This window comes from Dyella sp., from assembly GCF_035685805.1.
Classification (GTDB): domain Bacteria; phylum Pseudomonadota; class Gammaproteobacteria; order Xanthomonadales; family Rhodanobacteraceae; genus Dyella_A.
Map to the genome: position 1 here is coordinate 86,423 of NZ_DASSAB010000030.1, position 21,678 is coordinate 108,100.

A 21,678-nucleotide genomic window follows, 5' to 3' on the forward strand; every position below is an offset into this window, starting at 1 on the left:
CCGTCGCTCCCACCGAACAAGGCTCGCACCGTGTCCATCCCCAGTGCCGTCAAGAGCACCCCGATCACGGGTCGCCAGCAGCTCGTCGACTACCTCGCCGCGGGGGAGAAGCCGCCCGAGGCGTGGCGGATCGGCACCGAGCATGAGAAGTTCGGCTTTCGCACCGATGATCTGCGCCCGCCGACATTCGAGGGCGAGCGCGGCATCAAGCGGCTGCTGGAAACCCTGGCCACCCGCTACGGCTGGGAAGTGGCACGTGAGGGCGACAATCCGGTGGCACTGTCGCGCGGCAAGGGATCCATCACGCTGGAGCCGGCCGGCCAGCTGGAGCTGTCCGGCGCGCCGCTGGAAACCATTCACGAGACCTGTCGCGAGGTGAATGCCCACCTGGCCGACGTGCGGTCGGTGGCGGACGAGATGGGACTCGGCTTCCTCGGCATGGGATTCCAGCCGAAGTGGCGCCGCGACGAGATGCCGTGGATGCCCAAGGGCCGCTACAAGATCATGCGCGAGTACATGCCCAAGGTCGGCTCGCTGGGCCTGGACATGATGACCCGCACCTGCACCGTGCAGGTCAACCTGGATTTCTCCAGCGAGGCCGACATGGTGAAGAAGTTCCGCACCAGCCTCGCGCTGCAGCCCATTGCCACGGCGCTGTTTGCCGATTCGCCCTTCACCGAAGGGCAGCCCAACGGCTACCAGTCGTATCGCTCGCACATCTGGACCGACACCGACCCGCATCGCACCGGCATGCTGGATTTCGTGTTCGCCGACGGCTTCGGTTACGAGCGCTACGTCGACTACATTCTCGATGTGCCGATGTACTTCAGCCTGCAGGACGGGCGCTATCTCGACCTCGCCGGCCAGGATTTCAAGCGGTTCATCGCCGGCGAACTGGGCGCCCTGCCCGGCACCCGCGCCACCATGAAGGACTGGGCCGACCACCTCACCACGGCGTTCCCGGAGGTTCGCCTTAAGCAGTATCTGGAGATGCGCGGTGCCGACGGCGGCCCCTGGAACCGCCTGTGCGCGCTGCCGGCGCTGTGGGTCGGTCTGCTGTATGACCAGCAGGCTCTGGATGCGGCCTGGGACCTGGTCAAGGATTTCACCACGGTCGAGCGTCACGCCCTGCGCGACGGCGTGCCGCGGCACGCGCTGAAGCTGCCGTTCCGCAGCGGCACCGTGCGCGACCTGGCGCGCGAGACGCTGAAGATCGCCGTACACGGCCTGAAGCGCCGCGCCCGACTCAATGCCAGCGGCGCCGACGAGAGCGCGTTCCTGGACCCGCTGATCGATATCGTCGAGTCCAACCAGACCCCGGCCGATCGCAAGCTCGAGCTGTTCCACGGAGCGTGGGGTGGCAGCGTGGACCCGGTATTCCGCGAGTTCGCCTACTGACCGACGGCGACCCGGTCGTGGCGGGTCGCGACACACGCAAAAGGCCGGCTCGCGCCGGCCTTTTGCGTTGCGTCGCCCGAGGCGGTTACTTCGCCTTGGGCGCGTCCTTCAGGCCCCGATCGATCAGCATCGGCTCGATGCTGGGCGCCTTGCCGCGCCAGCTCTCGTAGAGCTTCTGCAGGTCGACGGTGTTGCCGCGCGAGAGGATCATGGCGCGGAAGCGGTCGCCGTTTTCGCGGGTCAGCCCGCCGTGCTCCTTGAACCACTCGAAGCCATCGTCCGCCAGCATCTCGGTCCACAGGTAGGCGTAGTAGCCCGCGGCGTAGCCGTTGCCCCAGATGTGCTGGAAGTAGCTGGAGCGATAGCGCGGCGGCACGTAGCTGAGGTCGATCTTGTCGTCCTTGAGCGTCCTGGCCTCGAACGCGTCGGCGTCCTGCTTGGGCGCATCCGCGCCTAGGGTGTGCCAGCCCATGTCCAGCAGGGCCGCGGCGACCAGCTCGGTCATGTCGTAGCCCTTGTTGAAGTTGCCGGCCTTCTTGATCTTGTCCACCAGCGCCTGCGGCATCGCTTCGCCGGTCTTGTAGTGCCTGGCGTAATGCGCGAACACCTTCGGATCGGTCGCCCAGTGCTCGTTGAACTGGGACGGGAACTCGACGAAGTCACGCGCGGTGCTGGTGCCCGACAGGGTCGGGTACTGCTCGTCGGCGAACAGGCCGTGCAGCGCGTGGCCGAACTCGTGGAACATGGTGATCACGTCGTCGAACGACAGCAGGGCGGGCTGTCCGTCGGCCGGCTTGGTGAAGTTGGCGACGTTGTAGATCACCGGCTTGGTGCCCATCAGCTTCGACTGCTCGACGAAGTTGCTCATCCAGGCGCCACCGCCCTTGTTGTCGCGCTTGAAGTAGTCGCAATAGAACAGCGCCATCGAGGTGCCGTCCTTGTCGAACACCTCGAACACGCGCACGTCCGGCTGGTACACCGGGAGATCCTTGCGCTCCTTGAAGGTGATGCCGTACAGCTGATTGGCGGCGTAGAACACGCCGTTCTGCAGCACGTTGTCCAGCTCGAAATACGGCTTGATCTGGTTCTCGTCCAGGTCGTACTTGGCCTTGCGCACCTGCTCGGCGTAGTGCTGCCAGTCCCACGCCTGCACCTTGAAGCCGCCCTTCTGCGCGTCGATCACGTCCTGGATGTCCTTCGCCTCGCGCTCGGCGCGGCCGGTCACCGCAGGCACCAGATCCTGCATGAACTTGATCGCCGTCTCCGGCGTCTTGGCCATCTGGTCTTCCAGCTTCCAGGCGGCGTAGTTCGGAAATCCCAGCAGCTTGGCCTGCTCGGCGCGGATCTGGGCGATGCGCTCGATGGTGGCGCGGGTGTCGTTCGCGCCGCCGTGCTCGGCACGGTCCCAGGACGCCTTGAACAGCGCCTCGCGGGTGGCACGATCCTCCAGCCCCTGCAGCGCGGGCTGCTGGGTGGTGTTCTGCAGGCTGATGACGTATTTGCCGTCGAGCTTGCGGTCCTTGGCGGCAGCTGCGGCAGCCGCGATGTCGCCATCGGAGAGGCCGGCCAGCCTGGCCTTGTCGTCCACCACCAGCGCGCCGTCCTTGGTGGCGGCGAGCAGGGTGTTGGTGAACTTGGTGCTGAGAGTGGACTCTTCCTTGTTGAGGTCCTTCAGCTTGGCCTTGTCGGCGTCGGAGAGGTTGGCGCCGGCGTGCACGAAGTCGCGGTAGACCACGTCGACCAGGCGCGCCGATTCGGGGTCGAGCTTGAGCGAGTCGAGCCGGTCGTGGATCGACTGCACACGCGCGAACAGCTTGCTGTTGAGGTAGATCGCGTCGCGATGCGCGGCCAGCTTGGGCGCCTCCTCTTCCTGCACCTTCTGCAACGTATCGTTGGTGTTGGCGCCGGTGACCGCGTCGAACACCGCCATCACCCGCCGCAGCATGGCGCCGGACTTTTCCATCGCCACGAACGTGTTCTCGAAGGTGGCCGGCTCGGGGTTGTCGGCAATCGCCTCGATCTCGGCCAGGTGCTGGCGCATGCCCTCCTCGATCGCCGGCTGGTAGTCGGCGTCGGTGATCTTGTCGAACGGCGGCGCCTGGTAGTCGAGCGCGCTGGCCTGGGCGAACGGGTTGGACGCACTGAACGGGGCACTGGCGATGCTGCCGGCGGCGGCTGGCGCAGCCGTGGTCGGCGTGGCGGGGGTAGCGGCCTTCTTGGCAGCATCATCGCCCTGGGAGCAGGCGGCAAGAGCGATCGAGGTGGCAATCACGAGGGTGCGGAGACGAAGCATGCTTGGATTCCCGGATGGCGCGCCCGGCTGACGGGCGCATGAGGTCGGTAATCCACGACTCTAACCATTCCAGGGGGGCGGTTCCAAGCGGCGCTGCGCAACCGCTCAGGCGGCGCGCATGTCGTGAAGTTTCCAGTGGTTGCCGATCAGCAGGTTCAGCCGGTGCCGCACGATGCTCATCGGCAGGCTGGTGATCAGGTCGACGTCGATGTGCAGGTCGCTGACCCGCGCACTGACCGCGGCCGTGGCGTCGGTGACGCCCATTGCCGGATCGACGCCGTCGGGATCTTCCTGCATCGCCTTCCAGCGATCGAACAGGATCGGGCTGCGCAGAGCCTCCTGCAGCGCCGCGGCGAAGTCGTTGGGACCGGCGCCGTCGTAGCTGAGGTCCGGCACCGGGCCACGCGCTGCGGCCAGGTCGTCGATGGTCAGGTAGTAATGATTGCGGCTGGGCATGCGGGCTCCTCGGTGTTCCATGAGCTTCCGCGCAATGGCGGGCGCGGCATCAAAGCATTGCCGGGGTGTACGTGAATGTGAAGATCAGCCCATCGCGCCCAGCGCCCCGGCCAGCTGTGCCGCCGCACGGTCGGGCGCCACGCCGTGCGCCAGCACGCCCAGGCACGGCGCCGGCAGCAGCGCGCGGAGCGTGGCCAGGTTGTCGTCCACGGCGTCCATTGCCGGGTCGATGCGGTTGCCGATCCAGCCCAGCAGCTCGCAGCCGTCGGCAAGAATGGCCCGCGCGCTCAGCAACGCGTGGTTGATGCAGCCCAGCCGCAGCCCCACCACCATGATCACCGGCAGACGCCACGCCTGCACCAGCTCCGAGGCCAGCAGCCCGGGCGCCAGCGGCACCATCCAGCCGCCCACGCCTTCCACCACCACCGTGGTATGCGCGGCGCCCAGCGCCTCGAACGCGCGGGTGAGCGGCGGCAGCGTGATCGTGACGCCATCACGCGCTGCCGCCAGGTGCGGCGACAGCGGCTCGCGCAGGCTGACCGGATTGATCGCCGCATAGGCGAGGCCCGCCGGCCCTGCCGCCTGCAACGCCAGCGCATCGTCGTTGCGCAGACCGTCCGGCGTTTCGATGCAGCCGCTGGCGACCGGTTTCATGCCGGCCGCGTCACGCCCGGCCTGCCGCAGCGCGTGCAGCAGCGCGCAGGCCGCGTGGGTCTTGCCGATGCCGGTGTCGGTGCCGGCGATGAACACCGCCGGGCGCGTCAAGACGCCCACCGGGTCGAGTCGATGGCCAAGTGCATGGGTGCCTCGCGAAAGGGGTCGCGGCGCATAATACGGACTTTGCCGACGGATCCCATCGCATGTTCGAACTCCGCACCAGCGCCGCCGCCAGCAAGCGCGAGCAGTACGAAGAGCTGGCCCAGCAGGCGCGCGGGCTGATGGACGGCGAGCGTGACCTGATCGCCAACGCAGCCAATTTCAGCGCCCTGCTGTTCCACAGCCTGGCCGACCTGAACTGGGCCGGCTTCTACCTCTACGACGGCACCGAGCTGGTGGTCGGCCCGTTCCAGGGCAAGCCAGCGTGCATCCGCATCGCGCTCGGGCGCGGCGTCTGCGGCACGGCGGCACAAAGCCGACAGACGCAGCTGGTGCACGACGTGCACGCGTTCGATGGGCACATTGCCTGCGATGCGGCATCGGCGTCGGAGATCGTGGTGCCGCTGGTGAAGGCCGACGGCTCGCTGCTGGGCGTGTGGGACGTGGACAGCCCGCGGGTGGCGCGCTTCGACGAAGACGATCGCGCCGGCATGGAAATGTTGTGCGCGGTGTTCATGCAGGCAGTCGCCGCCGCCTGAGCGGCGGCACGATGTCGCAGCGCGGGGTCAGCCTTCGCGGGGGCGGCGCAGCAGCTCGATCACCTTCGCGCGCGCCTCGTCCACGCCGGTCGGCGCGCTGGAGGAGAACACCTGCACCGTGGCCTGGCGCTCGGCGGCATCGAACTCGCGACGCATCGCCGCCATCGCCTGGATCGCCTGATTGCGCGAGAGCTTGTCGGCCTTGGTCAGCAGCAGGTGGCACGGCAGCGCGGTGGCGAAGCAGAAGTCCAGCATCATCCGGTCGAACTCTTTCAGCGGATGGCGGATGTCGGCGATCAGCACCACGCCGCGCAGACTGCGTCGCTGGTGCAGATAAGCGTCGATCTCCTTCTTCCAGTGTTCGCGCAGATCCACCGGCACCTTGGCGTAGCCGTAGCCGGGCAGGTCGATCAGCCGCACATCCAGCGGCGGCAGATCGTCGCCCTGCGCCAACGGGGGCAGCGAAAACGCGACCATCTGCTGGGTGCGTCCGGGCGTCTTGGAGGTGCGCGCCAGTCCGCGATGTCCGGTGAGCGCGTTGAGCGCGCTGGACTTGCCCGCGTTGGATCGACCGGCAAAAGCCACCTCGGCGCCCTGGTCGGCGGGAAGCTGGCTGATGCGGTGGGCGGCGAGCACGAACTGCGCGCCCTGAAGCGGATTGGACGACATGGGAATGGTTTGACCGGGTAGGGTGGCACGGCGATAATTCTGAGGTTTCTGCCCAACGCACGCCGCGTGGCCGGGTTGGCGGCAGTATCTGCAGTCTTTCAGGAGACAAGTGTATGAGTTTTCGGCCCGCCGATTTTCGGCACGCTGTGCTTGGGGCAGCGATCGCCCTCACCTTCGCGCTGTCCGCCAGCGCCGTGACGGCACAGGAAGCCAAGCCGGCTGCAGCGACCAGCGCGGCGCCCGCCGCCGCCGCGACCGCGGCAGCGGCACCGGTAGCGGCACCGATCGAGGGCGCCAGCATGGCGGTCAAGCCCGGCGACGCCAGCGTCGGCCAGGGCAAGGCAGCCGTATGCGGCGCCTGCCACGGCCTGGATGGCAACTCCAGCGACCCGCAGTATCCCAAGCTCGCCGGCCAGCACGAGTCGTACATCGCCCGCCAGCTGACCAACTTCAAGAGCGCCAAGCGCCAGAACGCGATCATGATGGGCATGGCCGCCCCGCTGTCCGAGCAGGACATGCACGACATCGGCGCGTACTTTTCCACCAAGGTGTCGCGTCCCGGCGTGGCGGACGAGGCGCTGGTCGAACTCGGCCAGCAGCTCTACCGCGAGGGTGACGCCGCGCGCGGCATTCCGGCGTGCATGGCCTGCCACCTCACCGACGGCCGCGGCAATCCCGGCGCGGTGTATCCGCAGCTTGCCGGGCAGCATGCCCAGTACGTGGAGGCGACGCTGAAGGCCTGGCACGACGGCACGGTGTGGGGCGACGACGCCCACGCGCAGATCATGCCGGCGATCGCCAAGAAGCTCGATACCAAGGACATCACCGCTCTGGCGAGCTACATCGAAGGCCTGCATTCGGCCGACAGCGGCGACACCGCCGCGCCCTGATCGACACGCACACGCCGACCGCAGGGTCGGCGTTGTCGTTGTGCGCCCCGTCGATCCTCCCCGCCCGTGATCTCGAGGAACTCCCCATGCTGAAGCGTCTGCCGATCCTGTGTTTCGCCGTGTTCGCCCTGGCCGCTTGCAGTCAGGGCCACGACAGCAGTGCGGCGCCCAGCGCGACGCCGGCGCCGGCCACCACGGCGACAACCACGCCGGCCCCGGCTCCGGCTGCGCCGACCACGGTGGCCGGCACCGCGGCAGCGGCTTCCGCCAGCACCACGGCCGCCGTGCCTGCGGCCACCGGCACGGACGCCGGCGCTGGGACCGGGTCGACCGATGCCGCGGCGTTCGTTGAGGATCCGAAGTGGGTGGAAGGCAAGAACTACTTCCGCATCGATCCGGCCCAGCCGAAGGTCACCAACACCGACAAGATCGAAGTGACCGAAGTGTTCTCCTACGCCTGCCCGTCGTGCAACAACTTCCATCCGCTGGTGAACAAGCTGGCCACGAGTCTGCCGTCGAACGCGGTGATGGCCTACCTGCCGGTATCGTTCATGCCGCAGGAGAACTTTCCGATGTTCCAGCGCGCCTATCTCACCGCGCAGGCCCTGGGCGTGGCCGAAAAGGCCAACGACGCCATCTATGACGCGGTCTGGAAGAGCCGCGAGCTGAGCTCGATGCGTGCCGACCAGCAGGGCCTGAAGCCGATGTCGGACCTGCCCACCATCGAGGACGCCGCCAAGGTCTACGCGAAGTTCGGCGTCGATCCGAAGGAGTTCGTGGCGGTGGCCAACTCCTTCAGCATCAACACCCAGGTCAAGCGCTCGAACGAACTGGTGAAGGCGTATGGCGTGGAAGGCACGCCGACCATCGTGATCGACGGCAAGTACCGCTTCGACGGCCCCAGCGCCGGCGGCTATGCGCAGATGGTCGAGCTGGCCCAGTATCTGGTCGCCAAGGAAGCCGCCGGCAAGTGAGCGGTTCCCGCGGCACCTTCCCCTCGCCGCGCGGTCTTTTCTTCCTGCATTTCCTGCGGAGTCGCCCCATGCTCAAGCATTTGTCCCGCCTGCGTCTGTTCGCCCTCGTCGGCGGTCTGATCCTCGCCAGCGCCTGTTCCGCCGGCGCCGGTGCCGACCCGTCGGCGCCGTACACCGAGGGCAGCGAGTACGTCACCCTGCCGGCGCCCGCGCAGCGCTACAGCGCCGCCGGAAAGGTGGAAGTGGTCGAGGTGTTCTCCTATGGCTGCGTGCACTGCGCCCACTTCGCGCCCACCGCGGAGAAGCTGCGGGCCGCGCTGCCCAAGGGCGTGGAATTCAAGCTGGTGCCTGCACCGTTCAGCGCCGAATGGTTGCCGTACGCGCGGGCGTTCTATGCCGCCAAGAAGCTCGGCGTGGTCGAGCGCACGCACCTGGAGCTGTTCCGCGAGAAGTTCGAGCAGAACTACCCGTTGAACACGCTCGACGAGCTGGCCGACTTCTACGCCCGTCAGGGCGTCAACCGCGACGAGTTCATGCGCATCGCCACCTCCGACGAGGTCACCGCGCAGATGAAGAGCGACCTGGCGCTGATCCAGAAGTGGGGCGTCACGGGCACCCCCACCATCGTGGTCAACGGCAAGTACCGCAGCGGCGAAGTGCACAACTTCGAGCAGCTCTCGGCGATGACCCAGTGGCTGGCCAAGCGCGAGCTCGGCGCCAAGTAAGCGCCCTGGCAGGCGGGGCGGGCGAAGCTGCAGCGATGTTCACACGATCGCGCGCATGCTCGGCGCCTCCGCCTCCGCGCATCGTCCTGACATGAGTTCCTCCAGCGCCGCCCCCGCCCCCGCCGCCGAACGCCGCCTGCGGCTGCTGAGTTGCAACATCCTCGCCGGCGGCAGCGTCCAGCGTTACCACGAGTACGTGACGCGCAGCCTGCACGGCGTGCTGCCCGGGCGCAGCAAGATGGACAACCTCGACCGCCTCGCCGAGCTGCTGCCGCAGTTCGACGTGGTGGGCCTGCAGGAGGCCGATGCGGGCAGCCTGCGCTCGGGCTTCCTCAACCAGACGCGCTACCTGGCCGAAACCTCGGGCATGCCGTTCTGGAGCCACCAGCCGAATCGTCCGATGGCCCGCCTGGCCCACTCGGCGAACGGGCTGATCAGCCGACTCGAGCCGCACAGCGTGTTCGACTATCCGCTGCCCAGCCGCATCCCCGGGCGCGGTGCGCTGCTGGCCCGGTTCGGCGAGGGCGAGGATGCACTGGCGGTGATGATCGCCCACCTCTCGCTCAGCGCGCCCGCACGCGCCAGGCAACTGGCCTTCATCGGCGAGCTGCTGTCGGATTATCCGCACGCGGTGCTGATGGGCGATCTCAACACCGAAGCGCACAGCGCGGAGATGGAGCACCTGTTCGCCAAGTGCCGGCTGCAGCCGCCGGAGCAGCCCACGCCGACCTTTCCCAGCTGGAAGCCCAAGCGCGCGCTGGACCACATCCTTACCTCGGCCGACATCCGGCTCGACCGCACTTGGACGTTGCCGCAGGCGTTTTCCGATCACCTGCCGCTGGCGGCGGAGATCCGCATGCCGGCGCATATCGCTCCCCGCCTGCACAAGGTGCGCCGGTGAGCGATCGGGGCCGCGGGTCGATGGCGCTGGCGTGGACGGGTGTGCTGCTGGCGGGCGCCGCAGCGGCGCTGGTGCGTTACCAGCTGGTCGAGCCGCCCGCGTTTGCTGATCGCTGCGCCATGGCGGTCACCGCTTCCGGCTGGTGCAGCGCGCGCACGCTGGTGGTGGCAGGGTTCCTGAGCAATGCCTTCGGCTACGCCGCGCTGGCCGCTACCGCGCTTGCACTGGCGCACCGCCGACGCTGGAGCGCCGCCCTTGCTGCGGCACTGGGTGCCGTGGCGCTGGAGCTCTACTGCTACCAGTCCGGCGCTCTCGCGCTACTGCTCGGCGCGGTGCTGCTGGTGGGCAGCCGGCCACAGCACAGCGAAACCCGCGAGCATGTTCAGGCCCAGCCATAGCCACGCCACCGGGCTGATCGCCAGCTCCTGTGCGAGCACGATGGCCGCAAGCAGCGGCACCACCACGGCGAGAAAGGTCTCCTCGCGGCGGCGTTCGCCGGGCCATGCCCGGCCGAGCATCGCGACCAGCGCATAGCCCACTGCCGGCAGCGCGAACAGGCCCAGCGGAAAGTCGCGGTAACGGCCATCGAACACCAGCAGCAGCCCCTCGTAGGCCAGCACCAGCAGCCAGCCGAAGCGGAGGCGACGCGATGGCGGAGCGACCGTCCGGCCCTGCAGCGCCGCAGCCAGCACGCGCGACAGCGACAAGGCAGTAAGCAGCGCGGCCAGGCAGGCGGCCCCGCTCAGCACCCACTCCCACCAGGGTCCGCAGGCGTACAGCATCTGCCGCACCTGCCAGGCCAGCGCGGTGCCGCTGGCGATGCCGGCCAGGCCCAGTGCCGCGCGCGCGCGACGCCCATGCACGCGTGCCGCCAGCACGAACACCAGCGCGCCCAGTGCCGCCGCCAGCCAGCCCAGCCACCAGCGCGGAATTTCCGTCACCGGGCCCTCCATCGGGAATTTCGGCTGCGCATCGGCGTCGAAGATGCCCCAGTAGCCACCTACCGTGCCCTCCTGCGCGCGCTTCCAGCCCTGGTCGAACGCCTCGATCACGTTGTACGGAATGCGCGCTGTAGCGGCGTAGCGCAGGAACTCGCGCAGGTAGCGGGCCTCGTTCACCAGACTCGCGGTGGCACCCTGGCGCGGCCGGCCGGCGCTGGGCCAGCCGGTCTCGCCGATCATCACCGGCTTGCCGGGAAACGCCGCGCGCACCCGCGCATAGACATCTGCCACGTGCTGCACGGCGCGCGCCGGCGGCACCGGATCGTCTTCCCAGTACGGCAGCACGTGCACGGTGATGTAGTCGACCGACCCAGCCAGCTCGGGATGGCGCAGCCAGAACTCCCACACGTCGGCGTAGGTGATCGGCACCGCCGGCGGCAGCGCCGCACGCGCCTGGCGCAGGTAGCCGGCCAGCGCCGCGGGCGACTGCTCACCGCGCAGCAATACCTCGTTGCCCACGATCACGCCGCGCAGCACCTGCGGATGCGCCCGTGCGGTGGCCGTGGCGAGGGCGATCTCGCGCGCGTTCGCGGCCGCGTCGCGGCCGATCCACACGCCCATCAACACTTTCATGCCGTAGCGCCCGGCGATCGCCGGCACGGCATCCAGACCCTGGCCCTGCGAATAGGTGCGCACGCAGTCGAAGCGGCGCGACAGCGCGCGCAGGTCGGCGTCGATCTGCCCGGGCGGTATGAAAGTGGCCGGATCGTAAGGCGTCTGGCCCGCGAGGCGGTACGGCGCATAGGACACGCAGGCGATGCGGCTCGAGGGCGCATCCGGCAGCGCCACCGGACGCCCCGCCAGCCACCACCACCCCAGCCCGCCGAAGGCGGCGAGGATCAACCCGAGCCAGATCGGCCAGTGCGGTCGCGAGGAAGGCAGGGCAGCAGGCGTCATGAGGATCCCGTGAGTGGCAGCGCGGCAGTTTATCAGCGGCCGGCGACGCGGCGACCGCGACGCCCCGGCCGCCGCTGCGTCGCGCTGCCGCCGGCTCTCGGCAGGGCGTGCACAGACCCTTCCGTTACACTGCGCGCTGGTCCACGCAGGAGGCACGATGCCCGCTTTTGCCCCACTCCCCCACCGCACCGACCGCTCGTTTCTGCGCCTTGCCTGCGCGTTTGCGCTGCTGCTGGTGGCGCCCGGAATAGTGCGCGCCGCGGCGGGCACCGAGGCGCAGCGCGCCGCCTTCACCACCGCCTACGCCAGCGCACAGCGGGGCGACGCCGCCTGGAAGGCGCAGGCGAAGGGGCTGGAATCGTACGTGCTCTATCCCTACCTGCCGGCGGCCGCGCTGGAGCACGACCTGGCCACACTCGACACCGCCGCGGTGAGCGACTATCTGGCGCGCTATCCCGGGCAGATTCCCGCCAACGACCTGCGCCGCGCGTTCCTCGGCGAGCTGGCCCGTCGGCAGGACTGGAACGATTTCCTCGCGCTCTACCAGGACGGACTCGGCGATGCGCTTGCCTGCGATGCACTGCAGGCGCGGATGGCACGGGGCGAGACGCTGGATTTCCAGCGCGACCTGGACGCGCTCTGGCACCGCCCGTCATTGCCCGGCGCGTGCGATCCGGTGCTGGCGCAGGCACGCGCTCAGGGACTGCTGACCACAGACCGGCTGTGGGCACGGATCGATCGCGCGCTCTATGCCGGGGCCGGCGGCACCGTGGCCGCACTGGCCGGCTGGCTGCCGGACGAACAGGCCGCGGCGGGCGCACGGCTGGCGCAGGCGCTGCGCGACCCGGCCGCCGCGGTGGCCGATGCCGACCACTGGCCGGACACGCCGCGGCATCGGCAGGCCGCTGCACTGGCCCTGCAACGACTGGCGCGGCGCCAGTCCGGCGCGGCGGACGCCGCGTGGCTGACGCTGCGCCACCGCTTCAGCTTCAGCGACGCGCAGCGCAACGACGTGCTCAACGCGCTGGCGCTGTTCCACGCCACCGACTTCGACGACAACGCACTGCAGCGGCTGAGCCAGCTGCCGCCGGATGCACAGAGCGACGCCACCCGCGAATGGCGCGTGCGCGTGGCACTGGCGGCGCAGAACTGGCCGGCGGTGCTGAAGGCGATCGACGCCCTGAGCCCGGCCCAGCAGGCGGATGGGGAGTGGCAGTATTTCCGTGCCCGCGCGCTGGCCGAGCTGGGCAAGCCAGCACAGGCCCAGCCCCTGTTCGCGGCGCTGGCGCAGCAGCCGACCTACTTCGGTTTTCTGGCTGCCGACCGCGCCGACGCTCCGTACACGCTGTGCCCGCTCAGCCTGGACGATGACGCGGCCCGCGCGCAGTCGCTGCTGGCCAACATCGGCCTGCAGCGCGCGTTCGAGCTGTACGCCGTGGGGATGCCGCGCGAGGCGAGGCGCGAATGGGCCCAGGCGCTGCGGGGCACCGATCCGGCGACCCAGCGCGAGGCGGCGCTGCTGGCCTACCAGCGCGGCTGGTACGACCGCGCCGTGTTCACTTTCTCCAGCGGAGACATGCTGCGCCTGTACGAACAGCGCTTTCCCCTGGCCAGCCAGGACGGCGTGGTACCGCAGGCCGAGCAGGCCGGCATCGATCCGGCCTGGGCGTATGCCATCGCCCGCGCCGAGAGCGCCTGGATGAGTGACGCCCACTCCGGCGCGGATGCGCGCGGGCTGATGCAGCTGCTGCCGGCCACTGCCGCCCAGGTGGCCAGGAGCTACCAGCTGCCGTGGAACGGCGGCGACTCGCTGTACGACCCGGCCGTGAACGTGGCGCTGGGCACGCGCTACCTGGCGCAGATGGCCGCGCGCTTCAATGGGGCACCGTGGCTGGCGAGTGCCGCGTACAACGCCGGGCCGATCAAGGTCGACCAGTGGCTGGCCGAACGCGGCACGCTGCCACCGGATGTCTTTACGGCCACCATTCCGTACAAGGAAACGCGCGAGTACGTGGCCCGTGTGATGGCCTTCAGCGTGATCTACGACTGGCGCATGTCCGGCCGCGCGGTGCCGCTGGACGCGCGCATGCCGCCGATCGGTGCGACGTATGCCCCACCGGCACCCGGCGCCGCGCGCAAGGCGATCAGCTGTCCTGCGACAGCAGCGGCATCGGCCGAGCGCGTACCGGCTTCCAGCGTCTCCACCTCCTCCTGACCGCGTGAGATCACTGCACCCATGAACGCTCTGCGTCTCGTCATCCTCGGTGGCACCGGCTTCGTCGGCGGCCACCTGCTCAGCCGGCTCGCGCGCGACGGCCACCAGCTCACCGTGCTCACCCGCAACTGCGAGAAGCACCGGCACATTGGCGTGATCCCCGGCGTGCGCCTGCGCAACTGCGATGTGCACGACTCGTCCCAGCTGCGCGAGGCGGTGGCCGGTGCGGATGCGGTGATCAACCTGATCGGCATACTCAATCCTTCCGGCCGCCAGACATTTCAGCGCGTGCATGTGGAGCTGACCCGGCAGCTGATCGCGGCGTGCCGCGATACCGGCGTCACCCGACTGCACCAGATGAGTTCGCTCAAGGCCGGCCAGGGCCTGAGCCAGTACCTGAAGACCCGCGGCGAAGCGGAGGAGCTGGTGCGCGGCTCGGGGCTGGGCTGGACGCTGTACCAGCCCAGCGTGATCTTCGGCGAAGGCGATGGCCTGGTGACGCGCTTCGTGCGGATTCTTCGGCTCACGCCGGTGTTGCCGCTGGCACGGGTGCCGTCGCGGCTGGCGCCGACCTTTGTCGGCGACGTGGCCGAGGCGATCGCTCGCTGCGTGGCGGATGATGCCCTGTCGCTCAACCGCAGCTTCGAGCTGTACGGCCCGCAGGTGCTGACGCTGGGCGAGATCGTCACCGCCATCCGCGATGCCGCCGGCCTGCGTACGCGGATCGTGCCGCTGCCGGACGGGCTGGGCCGGTTGCAGGCGCAGTTCGCGGAGCTGCTGCCCGGCAAGCCGTTTTCGCTCGACAATTTCCGCTCGCTGCGCACCGATTCGGTCGGCAAGGTCGACGGCTACGCGGCGCTGGGGATCGTGCCGCAGCCGTTCACGCCGTGGCTCGGTCGGCTGATCGACGGCCTGCCGCGCCAGCGCCGGCTCGATCGCGCGCGCACCCTGCGCCGCTGAGCGTTCGCCGCGGCGCCGACGCCCGCACTCGCGGCGGCGTCGGCAGCGCCGGTAGGCGCGCCGTGCCTCAGTGCGGCGCGGTCTCGGTGCGCCCACCGGCATCGGTCGCGGCGGGCGCCGGTGCCGACAGCAGTTCGCCGAGCTTGAGATAGACGCCGTTGGTCCAGCCGAAGCCGATCACGTTGTCGGTATAACCGGCGGTGATGGTGACGTCGGCATTGCCGCTGGCCATGTTGTACTTCTCGCGGATGGTGCCGTCGGCGGCAAGGCTGCGGTCGACGGTACCCCTGAACTTTGTCGCGAGCCGGCGCGCGTCCGCGTGGAAGCCGTAGTCGTCCAGCCCCTTCACCGCGAGCCAGTTGGTCGGTGCCCAGCCGAACGGCTCGTCCCACTGCGCGCCGCTGGCGTCGGTGCTCATCGCCAGCCCACCCTTGCGCTCGAACAACGCCAGATGGTCACGCACCGCCCGGGCCTGGTCGGGCGTGGCCAGGCCCGCCCACAGCGGATAGAACGTGGTGAGATAAGGATCGTCGGCGGGCGTGCCGGTGGTGGTGTCGTAGTCCATGAACAGGCCGCGGTCAGCACGCCACAGGTACTTGTTGATGGCGGCCTTGCGGGCGTCGGCCTGCTTTGCCCACTGCGCTGCCTCGTCCGGCTTGCCCAGCAGCAGCGCGAAGTCATGCAGATCGCGTTCGTAGCGGTACAGCAGGCTGTTCAGGCCGACCGCGGCGTAATGGTGGGTGGCGGCGCCGTAGGGGCCGAAGTGGAAGTTGGTGTCAAAGCCCGACTCGCGCATGGCGCGATCGCCGGCGTAGTAATCGGCGCTGAGCCGGTAGCCATCGGCCCAGGCGTCGGCGCACACGCGCGAGGCGGCGAGGTCGCAGCTGGAGATCTTGAGCCTTGCCGCCTCGGCGGCATCGGGATGCTCGCCGGCCTTCACCAGATAGCCGCGGTTCTTCGCCGGATGGTGCTCGAGATAGCGGATCACGCCCTTCAGGTAATCGGCGTTGCGATGCTCCAGCACCGGGCCGGTGCCCAGATCCATGTAGCGGGCCAGTCCGGTATCGCCGGCGCGATGGGCGGCGCTGGTCCAGATCGCGTGATCCTTCACCGCCAGCGGATAGGCCGCGCGCAGCCACCGCGCCGCGGCGTCGGCATCGGCGAAGCTGGCCGGATCGTCCAGCACCGCACGCATCATCGCCGTCAGGAACGGCGGCTGCGAGCGGCTGAAGTAATAGCTGCGGTTCGCGTTGAGCACGCCGCCGTAGTGGTCGATCTCGTAGAGAAAGTTTTCCACCATGCCGCGCGCGAGGTCTTCGCGATGGTCGGCGACCAGGCCCAGCACGATGAAGTAGCTGTCCCAGCCGTACATCTCGTTGAACATGCCGCCCGGCACCACGTAGGGATGCGGCAGATAGAGCAGGCCTTGCGCCGGCAGCGTGCGCGCATCGATCTGGCCCAGCGCGGTGACCACCGCCGGCAGGCGACGCACGTCGACCGCGCAGCGCTGCTGCGTGGCGGTGAGTGCGGCCGGCATCGGCACGTCTGCCGGCAGGTACAGCACCGGCGTGGTGGCAACCTTCGGATCGACCAGCGAGGCGCAGTCGTCGGTGGCGCGGGTGAGCGTGCTCCAGGCGTGGTCGATGTAGGCGCGCGTGCGCCCCGGATCGGCGGCGGTGGTGGTGGCGGCGGAGGCGGCGGCAGCGACACCGAAGAGCGTCGTGGCGAGCAGGGAACGGAGCGGGCGGATCATCGCGGGATACCCCTTGGTGGTGACCGACCCGTTCGAGCATAGCGCCGCACCGGAGCCCCTGCCGTGGCGGGGACGTGAAAGTGCACGTGGCAGAATGTACGCATGCACACCTCCTACCTCGTCGGCGGCGCCGTCCGCGATCACCTGCTCGGCCGCTCCGTGGTGGACCGCGACCACGTGGTGGTCGGCGCGCGTCCGGACGAGCTGCTGGCGCTGGGCTATCGCCCGGTGGGCAAGGATTTCCCGGTGTTCCTGCACCCGCAGACCGGCGAGGAGTACGCGCTGGCCCGCACCGAGCGCAAGACCGGGCGCGGCTACCACGGCTTCGCCTTCCACGCCGAACCGGAGGTGACGCTGGAAGAGGACCTCGCGCGGCGCGATCTCACCATCAACGCCATCGCGCAGGACGAAGCCGGCGCGCTGGTCGACCCCTACGGCGGCGTGCGCGATCTCGAAGCCCGCGTGCTGCGGCACGTGTCGCCGGCGTTCGTGGAGGATCCGGTGCGCCTGCTGCGCGTGGCGCGCTTCGCCGCGCGCTTCGCACCGCTGGGCTTCACCGTGGCGCCGGAGACGATGGCGCTGATGCGGCAGATGGTGGCCGACGGCGAGGTGGATCACCTGGTGCCCGAGCGCGTGTGGGCCGAGACGCGCAAGGCGTTGGCCGAGGCGCAGCCCTCGGCGTTCCTGCGCGTGCTGCGCGAGAGCGGCGCGCTGGCCGTGCTGTTTCCCGAGATCGACGCGCTGTACGGCGTGCCGCAGCGCGCCGAGTTCCATCCCGAGATCGACACCGGCACGCACATGGAGCTGGTGCTGGACGCCGCCGCGGCGATCGCGCCAGGCGACGACCTGGTGGGCTACTGCGCGCTGTGCCACGACCTCGGCAAGGCACTGACGCCGACCGACGCGCTGCCGCGCCACATCGGCCACGAGCATGCCGGCGTGCCGCGCGTGCGCGTGCTGTCGGCGCGGCTCAAGGTGCCCACCGAGCATGCGGCGCTGGCCGAGCTGGTGTGCCGCGAGCACCTCAACGCGCACCGCGCGCTGGAGCTCAAGCCGGCTACCGTGATGAAACTGCTGAGCGCGCTGGACGCGCTGCGCCGGCCGGCGCGGCTGGACACGTTCCTGGTTGCCTGCTGGGCCGACAAGCGCGGCCGGCTCGGCCACGCCGAAGACGACTATCCGCCCGCCGACTACCTGCGCCGCGCCTGCGCGGCAGCCGCGGCGGTGCAGGCGGCGCCGTTCATTGCCGACGGACTCACGGGTCCGGCGGTCGGCGCCGCGATGGAGGCGGCCCGCGTCCAAGCCATTGCTAACGTGAAACTCGCTAGCATCTAGCCCTTTCCCGCGGCGCCTTCGGCAGCCGCACCCTGATCTGCCGGAGTCGCCCGTGTCCCTGAGCTTCCGTTCGCCCTCGCCGCTGCGCCAGCGGCTGCGCCCCCTCGGCTGGCTGGCCGGCGCCTATCTGCTGATCGGCGTGGTCACACGCATCGCCCTGCTGGTGATGACCGGCAGCGGTGTGTCGCCGAACCCGCTCAATTACCTGTACGCCTTCGGCGTTGGTGCTGTCTCGGACCTGCTCACCTTCGTCTACGTGGCCTGGCCGCTGGTGCTGTTCCTGTGGATCGTGCCCACCGACCGGCCGCTGGTGCGCACGCCCGGCCGCTGGCTGGCATGGATCGGCGCGCTGCTGGCCGGCTTCGCGCTGTGCTGGGGCGTGCTGCACCTGATCTGGAAGGCCAGCCTGCACGAGGTGTGGCCGCTGGCGATCGTGGTGATCTACCTGCTGCCGCTGCCCGCGCTGGCGTACAACCGCCGCAGCGGCCGCGGCTACCTGTACGGGCTGTGCCTGGCGCTGCTGTTCGGCCTGCTGTTCGTGGCCGCCTCCGAGCTGGTGTTCTGGCAGGAGTTCGGCGTGCGCTTCAACTTCATCGCGGTGGACTACCTCGTCTACACCACCGAGGTGATCGGCAACATCCGCGAGTCGTATCCGATCGGTACCTGGCTGGCGCTGCTGGCGGGGGTATCGGTGCTGCTGGTGTGGCTCACCCGCCGGCGCCTGCGCAGCAACGACGGCGGCAGCGGGTTCGGCGCACGCAGCGTGCTCGCCGCCGTGTGGCTGGCGCTGAGCGTGCTGGTCACGGCACTCGTCACTGCCGACATGAAGGACCGCACCGACAACAACTACGTCAACGAGCTGGCCGGCAACGGCATCTTCCAGTTCTTCGCCGCATTCCGCTCCAGCCACCTCGACTACGCCAAGTTCTACCGCACCCTGCCGGAAACCGAGGCATACACCCGCGTGCGCGAGCTGTTGAAGACGCCCGAAGCGACCTACCTCACCGACAACCCGCACGACCTCACCCGCGCCATTCGCAACGTCGGCCCGGAGCAGCATCTCAACGTGGTGCTTATCAGCGTGGAAAGCCTCTCGGCCGACTACCTGAGCGTGTTCGGCAACAAGGAAGGCCTCACCCCGCAGCTGGATGCACTGTCCGAGAACAGCCTGTTCTTCGAGAACGCCTACGCCAACGGCACGCGCACCGTGCGCGGGCTCGAGGCGCTGTCGCTGTCGGTGCCGCCGACGCCGGGCGACTCGGTGATCAAGATGAAGAACAACGAAAACCTGTTCTCGCTGGCGGACATCTTCAACGATCGCGGCTACGTGTCGGAGTTCGTCTACGGTGGCTACGGCTACTTCGACAACATGAACTACTTCTTCAGCCACAACGGCTACCAGGCGGTCGACCGCAAGGATTTCCCCAAGGACGCCACCATCCACCACGAGAACGTGTGGGGCGTGTCCGACGAAGACCTGTTCACCATGGCGCTGGCGCAAATGGACCAGGCGCATGCACAGGGCAAGCCGTTCTTCCTGCACATCATGACCACCTCCAACCATCGCCCGTACACCTTCCCCGAAGGCCGGGTGAAGTTCCCGCAGGGCTCGCGCGCGGGCGCGGTGGCGTACACCGACTGGTCGATCGGCGACTTCCTGAAACGTGCGAAGAACAAGCCGTACTTCAACGACACCGTGTTCGTGATCACCGCCGACCACGACGCGGCCAGTGCGGGCAAGTCCAGCATCCCGATCAACCGCTACCACATCCCGCTGTGGATCTACGCGCCGGCGCACATCGCGCCACGCAAGGTCGAGCGCCTCACCGCGCAGATCGACATCCCGCCGACCCTGCTCGGCCTGCTGCACTTCAGCTACCGCAGCCGCTTCTTCGGCTACGACGTGTTCCAGCTCGAACCCGGCCGCGAGCGCGCGTTCCCGGCTACCTACGAGAAGCTCGGCTACCTGCGCCACAACGTGCTCACCGCGCTGGAGCCGGGCCGCAAGATGGAGCAGCTGATTCCCGACTTCGACACGGGCGACGCCAAGCCCGCCTCGCCGGTGAACGACGCGCTGGTGAACGATGCGATCGCCTACTACCAGGTGGCCGCGAACCTGTTCAAGCACGGCGAACTGGCGCGCCGGCCGGAGGACGCCACGCCGGTGAATCCTGCCGAGCCGGCGCCGGCAGCGGCCACCAGCAGCGCGGCGCCCGCGCCGGCCAGCTCAGCCGCCGCGCCGACGCCGTAACCACGCCTCGCCGCTCGCCAGCACCCGGGCAAGCGGCGTGCGCAGCAGCAACCCGGCCAGCGCGATGCCCGCCGCGTCGGCAAGCACGTCGAACGGATCGGCATCGCGCGGTGGATCGAGCCACTGCGCGAACTCGATGAACACGCCGAAGGCCAGGCAGACCAGCGCGGCGCCGACGCGGCGGCGGCGATCGGCGTAGACGTTGCCCCACCAGCCCATCAGGCAGGTGAAGGCGAACGCGTGCAGCAGCTTGTCGCCGTCCGGCACGGTGAGCGTGATGCCCGGGTCCGGGCGCAACGCCATCCACAGCGTCCACGCCATCACCAGCACGCCCAGCGCGACCCAGGTGCGGTGGAACTGCAGGCGATCGGTGGTAGCGATCACAGGCGTGCGGCGTAGTCGCCGTCGATGAGGTCGGCGGGAAGTGGCAGCGGATCGAGGCCGCGGGCGAACAGCATCGCCTGGAAGCGCTCGCCCATCTGCTCGGGCAGGGTGAGCCGCTTCACCTGCTGGGCGAGGCGGTAGCGCGCCGCTTCATCCAGTGCGTTCGCATAGGCCGCCTCGAACGCCTGCGGCAGGCCGGCGCCGATCAGGAACGCCGACTGCGGCAGGTAGCTGGCGAGCGCAAAGCCCGCGCGGACGCCGGCCTCGGCCAGCGCGCTGAAATCCACCGAGGCGGTGAGGTCGTTGAGGCCCGGCAGGTACAGCGGATCGGCGTGGCTGCGGTGGCGGTAGTGCGCCATCAGCGTGCCGTCGCGGCGCTCGGGCAGGTAGAACTCGCGGCGGGTGTAGCCGTAGTCGACGAACAGCATCAGCCCGGCTTCCAGCGCGCCGGCGATCGCCTGCAGCCAGGCGGCCAGCTGCGGCAGCAGCTCGGAGCGGTAACCGTCGTCGAACGGGGCTCCCAGTTCGCGTTCGAGCTGGCGCACGGCGTTGACCAAGGCGGCATCGGCCGGACGATCCTCGCGCACCAGGCGGCCATCGTCGCCCACGCCCACGCACTCTTCCCACACGGCACTGTCGCGGATTGCGAAGCGCGTGGCTGGCAGCGCATCGATCACTTCGTTGGCGAACAGCACGCCGCGCCACGGCTCGGTCGGCGGCCGGTCGAGCCAGTGCACGCGGGCAGCCACCTCGGGCGGTAGCGCGGCCTCGAGGCGGGCTCGCTGACGCTCGCGCAGGTCCGCGCTGGGTTCGAGGATGGCGTAGCGGCGCGGCAGCGCGCCGGCTTCGTGCATGGCGCGCAAGGCGGCTTCGGCGAAGGCGCCACTGCCGGCGCCGAGCTCGAGGAACTCGGCCGCGTCATCCAACTGCGCGAGGGTTCCCTGCACCGCCTGCACCACGCAGCGCGCGAACAGTTCGCCAAGTTCGGGCGCGGTGATGAAATCGCCGGCCGCGCCGAACTTGGTTGCGCCAGCGCTGTAGTACCCCAGCCCGGGCGCATACAGGCAGCGCTCCATGTACTGCGCGAACGGCATCGGCCCGTGCGCGGCGATCTGCTCGCGCAGCTGGGTGAGCAGGCGCTCGGAATGCGCGCGCTCGTCGGCGGACGGTTCGGGAAGTCGGTTGTGCATGCGCTCGTCGCTCGGGGGAGAACGCGCGCAA

At 69.4% G+C, this 21,678-nt stretch carries 19 protein-coding genes; 11 read left to right on the forward strand and 8 right to left on the reverse strand.

What is annotated here, in order from left to right; all coding sequences use genetic code 11:
- The first annotated feature begins 30 nt into the window (after nt 1-30).
- Nucleotides 31-1,398, forward strand: a complete 1,368-nt coding sequence (locus tag VFG40_RS06690; protein WP_324896199.1) for a glutamate--cysteine ligase — start codon at nt 31-33, stop codon at nt 1,396-1,398.
- Nucleotides 1,399-1,483: 85 nt separating this feature from the next.
- On the opposite strand, the gene dcp is transcribed toward VFG40_RS06690, so the two are convergent.
- From dcp to bioD, 3 genes are all read right to left on the reverse strand, one after another.
- Nucleotides 1,484-3,691: a peptidyl-dipeptidase Dcp gene (gene dcp, locus VFG40_RS06695; protein ID WP_324896202.1), complete on the reverse strand. Its 2,208-nt coding sequence runs from the start codon at nt 3,689-3,691 to the stop codon at nt 1,484-1,486.
- A gap of 105 nt (nt 3,692-3,796) precedes the next feature.
- Complete coding sequence (locus VFG40_RS06700) at nt 3,797-4,147, reverse strand: hypothetical protein (RefSeq protein ID WP_324896204.1); 351 nt, start codon at nt 4,145-4,147, stop codon at nt 3,797-3,799.
- Between the two features lie 84 nt (nt 4,148-4,231).
- Nucleotides 4,232-4,912, reverse strand: a complete 681-nt coding sequence (gene bioD, locus VFG40_RS06705; RefSeq protein WP_324896206.1) for a dethiobiotin synthase — start codon at nt 4,910-4,912, stop codon at nt 4,232-4,234.
- Nucleotides 4,913-5,007: 95 nt separating this feature from the next.
- Between bioD and msrC the strand changes: the two genes are divergently transcribed.
- Nucleotides 5,008-5,502, forward strand: a complete 495-nt coding sequence (msrC, locus tag VFG40_RS06710; protein ID WP_324896208.1) for a free L-methionine (R)-S-oxide reductase MsrC — start codon at nt 5,008-5,010, stop codon at nt 5,500-5,502.
- A gap of 27 nt (nt 5,503-5,529) precedes the next feature.
- On the opposite strand, the gene yihA is transcribed toward msrC, so the two are convergent.
- Nucleotides 5,530-6,171, reverse strand: coding sequence for a ribosome biogenesis GTP-binding protein YihA/YsxC (gene yihA, locus VFG40_RS06715; RefSeq protein ID WP_324896210.1), 642 nt, complete (start codon nt 6,169-6,171; stop codon nt 5,530-5,532).
- Nucleotides 6,172-6,284: 113 nt separating this feature from the next.
- Here yihA and VFG40_RS06720 point away from each other — a divergent pair, with 113 nt between their 5' ends.
- The 5 genes from VFG40_RS06720 to VFG40_RS06740 all read left to right on the forward strand — a co-directional run bounded on the left by VFG40_RS06720 (nt 6,285) and on the right by VFG40_RS06740 (nt 10,059).
- Nucleotides 6,285-7,061, forward strand: coding sequence for a c-type cytochrome (locus tag VFG40_RS06720; protein WP_324896212.1), 777 nt, complete (start codon nt 6,285-6,287; stop codon nt 7,059-7,061).
- Between the two features lie 86 nt (nt 7,062-7,147).
- Nucleotides 7,148-8,035 carry a thiol:disulfide interchange protein DsbA/DsbL gene (locus VFG40_RS06725; protein WP_324896214.1) on the forward strand — a complete coding sequence of 296 codons (888 nt, stop codon included), beginning with the start codon at nt 7,148-7,150 and terminating at the stop codon, nt 8,033-8,035.
- Nucleotides 8,036-8,103: 68 nt separating this feature from the next.
- Nucleotides 8,104-8,760, forward strand: a complete 657-nt coding sequence (locus tag VFG40_RS06730; protein ID WP_324896216.1) for a thiol:disulfide interchange protein DsbA/DsbL — start codon at nt 8,104-8,106, stop codon at nt 8,758-8,760.
- A gap of 91 nt (nt 8,761-8,851) precedes the next feature.
- The gene (locus VFG40_RS06735) at nt 8,852-9,661 is read left to right on the forward strand and encodes an endonuclease/exonuclease/phosphatase family protein (protein ID WP_324896218.1); all 810 of its coding nucleotides are present in this window, start codon (nt 8,852-8,854) and stop codon (nt 9,659-9,661) included.
- Nucleotides 9,658-10,059 (forward strand): hypothetical protein, encoded by a 402-nt coding sequence (locus tag VFG40_RS06740; RefSeq protein ID WP_324896220.1) that lies wholly within the window; start codon nt 9,658-9,660, stop codon nt 10,057-10,059. Before VFG40_RS06735 ends, VFG40_RS06740 begins: the two co-directional genes overlap by 4 nt.
- Here VFG40_RS06740 and VFG40_RS06745 read toward each other — a convergent pair.
- Nucleotides 9,979-11,559 (reverse strand): glycoside hydrolase family 17 protein, encoded by a 1,581-nt coding sequence (locus VFG40_RS06745; protein ID WP_324896222.1) that lies wholly within the window; start codon nt 11,557-11,559, stop codon nt 9,979-9,981. The two genes, VFG40_RS06740 and VFG40_RS06745, sit on opposite strands and share 81 nt — an antisense overlap.
- A 157-nt stretch (nt 11,560-11,716) precedes the next feature.
- On the opposite strand from VFG40_RS06745, the gene VFG40_RS06750 reads away from it, so the two are divergent.
- Together VFG40_RS06750 and VFG40_RS06755 are read left to right on the forward strand one after the other, a co-directional pair.
- Nucleotides 11,717-13,774, forward strand: a complete 2,058-nt coding sequence (locus tag VFG40_RS06750; protein ID WP_324896224.1) for a transglycosylase SLT domain-containing protein — start codon at nt 11,717-11,719, stop codon at nt 13,772-13,774.
- Between the two features lie 21 nt (nt 13,775-13,795).
- Nucleotides 13,796-14,734: a complex I NDUFA9 subunit family protein gene (locus tag VFG40_RS06755; protein ID WP_324896226.1), complete on the forward strand. Its 939-nt coding sequence runs from the start codon at nt 13,796-13,798 to the stop codon at nt 14,732-14,734.
- A 67-nt stretch (nt 14,735-14,801) separates the two neighbouring features.
- On the opposite strand, the gene VFG40_RS06760 is transcribed toward VFG40_RS06755, so the two are convergent.
- A complete protein-coding gene (locus tag VFG40_RS06760) occupies nt 14,802-16,487 on the reverse strand; it encodes a trehalase family glycosidase (RefSeq protein WP_324896228.1) in 1,686 nt (561 codons plus the stop codon).
- A gap of 102 nt (nt 16,488-16,589) precedes the next feature.
- On the opposite strand from VFG40_RS06760, the gene VFG40_RS06765 reads away from it, so the two are divergent.
- Together VFG40_RS06765 and VFG40_RS06770 are read left to right on the forward strand one after the other, a co-directional pair.
- Complete coding sequence (locus tag VFG40_RS06765; RefSeq protein WP_324896230.1) at nt 16,590-17,822, forward strand: multifunctional CCA addition/repair protein; 1,233 nt, start codon at nt 16,590-16,592, stop codon at nt 17,820-17,822.
- A 52-nt stretch (nt 17,823-17,874) separates the two neighbouring features.
- Nucleotides 17,875-20,073: an LTA synthase family protein gene (locus tag VFG40_RS06770; RefSeq protein WP_324896232.1), complete on the forward strand. Its 2,199-nt coding sequence runs from the start codon at nt 17,875-17,877 to the stop codon at nt 20,071-20,073.
- Here VFG40_RS06770 and VFG40_RS06775 read toward each other — a convergent pair.
- Both VFG40_RS06775 and VFG40_RS06780 read right to left on the reverse strand, forming a co-directional pair.
- Nucleotides 20,050-20,457 (reverse strand): VanZ family protein, encoded by a 408-nt coding sequence (locus tag VFG40_RS06775; protein ID WP_414649260.1) that lies wholly within the window; start codon nt 20,455-20,457, stop codon nt 20,050-20,052. The genes VFG40_RS06770 and VFG40_RS06775 overlap by 24 nt on opposite strands.
- The gene (locus VFG40_RS06780; protein WP_324896234.1) at nt 20,454-21,647 is read right to left on the reverse strand and encodes a class I SAM-dependent methyltransferase; all 1,194 of its coding nucleotides are present in this window, start codon (nt 21,645-21,647) and stop codon (nt 20,454-20,456) included. Before VFG40_RS06780 ends, VFG40_RS06775 begins: the two co-directional genes overlap by 4 nt.
- Between the last annotated feature and the right edge of the window lie 31 nt (nt 21,648-21,678).

What these genes read in the sequence shown, in the direction of transcription:
- dcp (WP_324896202.1), bottom strand. Translation starts at nt 3,691, where the DNA reads ATGCTTCGTCTCCGCACCCTCGTGATTGCCACCTCGATCGCTCTTGCC.
- VFG40_RS06700 (WP_324896204.1), bottom strand. Translation starts at nt 4,147, where the DNA reads ATGCCCAGCCGCAATCATTACTACCTGACCATCGACGACCTGGCCGCA.
- msrC (WP_324896208.1), top strand. Translation starts at nt 5,008, where the DNA reads ATGTTCGAACTCCGCACCAGCGCCGCCGCCAGCAAGCGCGAGCAGTAC.
- yihA (WP_324896210.1), bottom strand. Translation starts at nt 6,171, where the DNA reads ATGTCGTCCAATCCGCTTCAGGGCGCGCAGTTCGTGCTCGCCGCCCAC.
- VFG40_RS06720 (WP_324896212.1), top strand. Translation starts at nt 6,285, where the DNA reads ATGAGTTTTCGGCCCGCCGATTTTCGGCACGCTGTGCTTGGGGCAGCG.
- VFG40_RS06725 (WP_324896214.1), top strand. Translation starts at nt 7,148, where the DNA reads ATGCTGAAGCGTCTGCCGATCCTGTGTTTCGCCGTGTTCGCCCTGGCC.
- VFG40_RS06730 (WP_324896216.1), top strand. Translation starts at nt 8,104, where the DNA reads ATGCTCAAGCATTTGTCCCGCCTGCGTCTGTTCGCCCTCGTCGGCGGT.
- VFG40_RS06735 (WP_324896218.1), top strand. Translation starts at nt 8,852, where the DNA reads ATGAGTTCCTCCAGCGCCGCCCCCGCCCCCGCCGCCGAACGCCGCCTG.
- VFG40_RS06745 (WP_324896222.1), bottom strand. Translation starts at nt 11,559, where the DNA reads ATGACGCCTGCTGCCCTGCCTTCCTCGCGACCGCACTGGCCGATCTGG.
- VFG40_RS06750 (WP_324896224.1), top strand. Translation starts at nt 11,717, where the DNA reads ATGCCCGCTTTTGCCCCACTCCCCCACCGCACCGACCGCTCGTTTCTG.
- VFG40_RS06755 (WP_324896226.1), top strand. Translation starts at nt 13,796, where the DNA reads ATGAACGCTCTGCGTCTCGTCATCCTCGGTGGCACCGGCTTCGTCGGC.
- VFG40_RS06760 (WP_324896228.1), bottom strand. Translation starts at nt 16,487, where the DNA reads ATGATCCGCCCGCTCCGTTCCCTGCTCGCCACGACGCTCTTCGGTGTC.
- VFG40_RS06765 (WP_324896230.1), top strand. Translation starts at nt 16,590, where the DNA reads ATGCACACCTCCTACCTCGTCGGCGGCGCCGTCCGCGATCACCTGCTC.
- VFG40_RS06780 (WP_324896234.1), bottom strand. Translation starts at nt 21,647, where the DNA reads ATGCACAACCGACTTCCCGAACCGTCCGCCGACGAGCGCGCGCATTCC.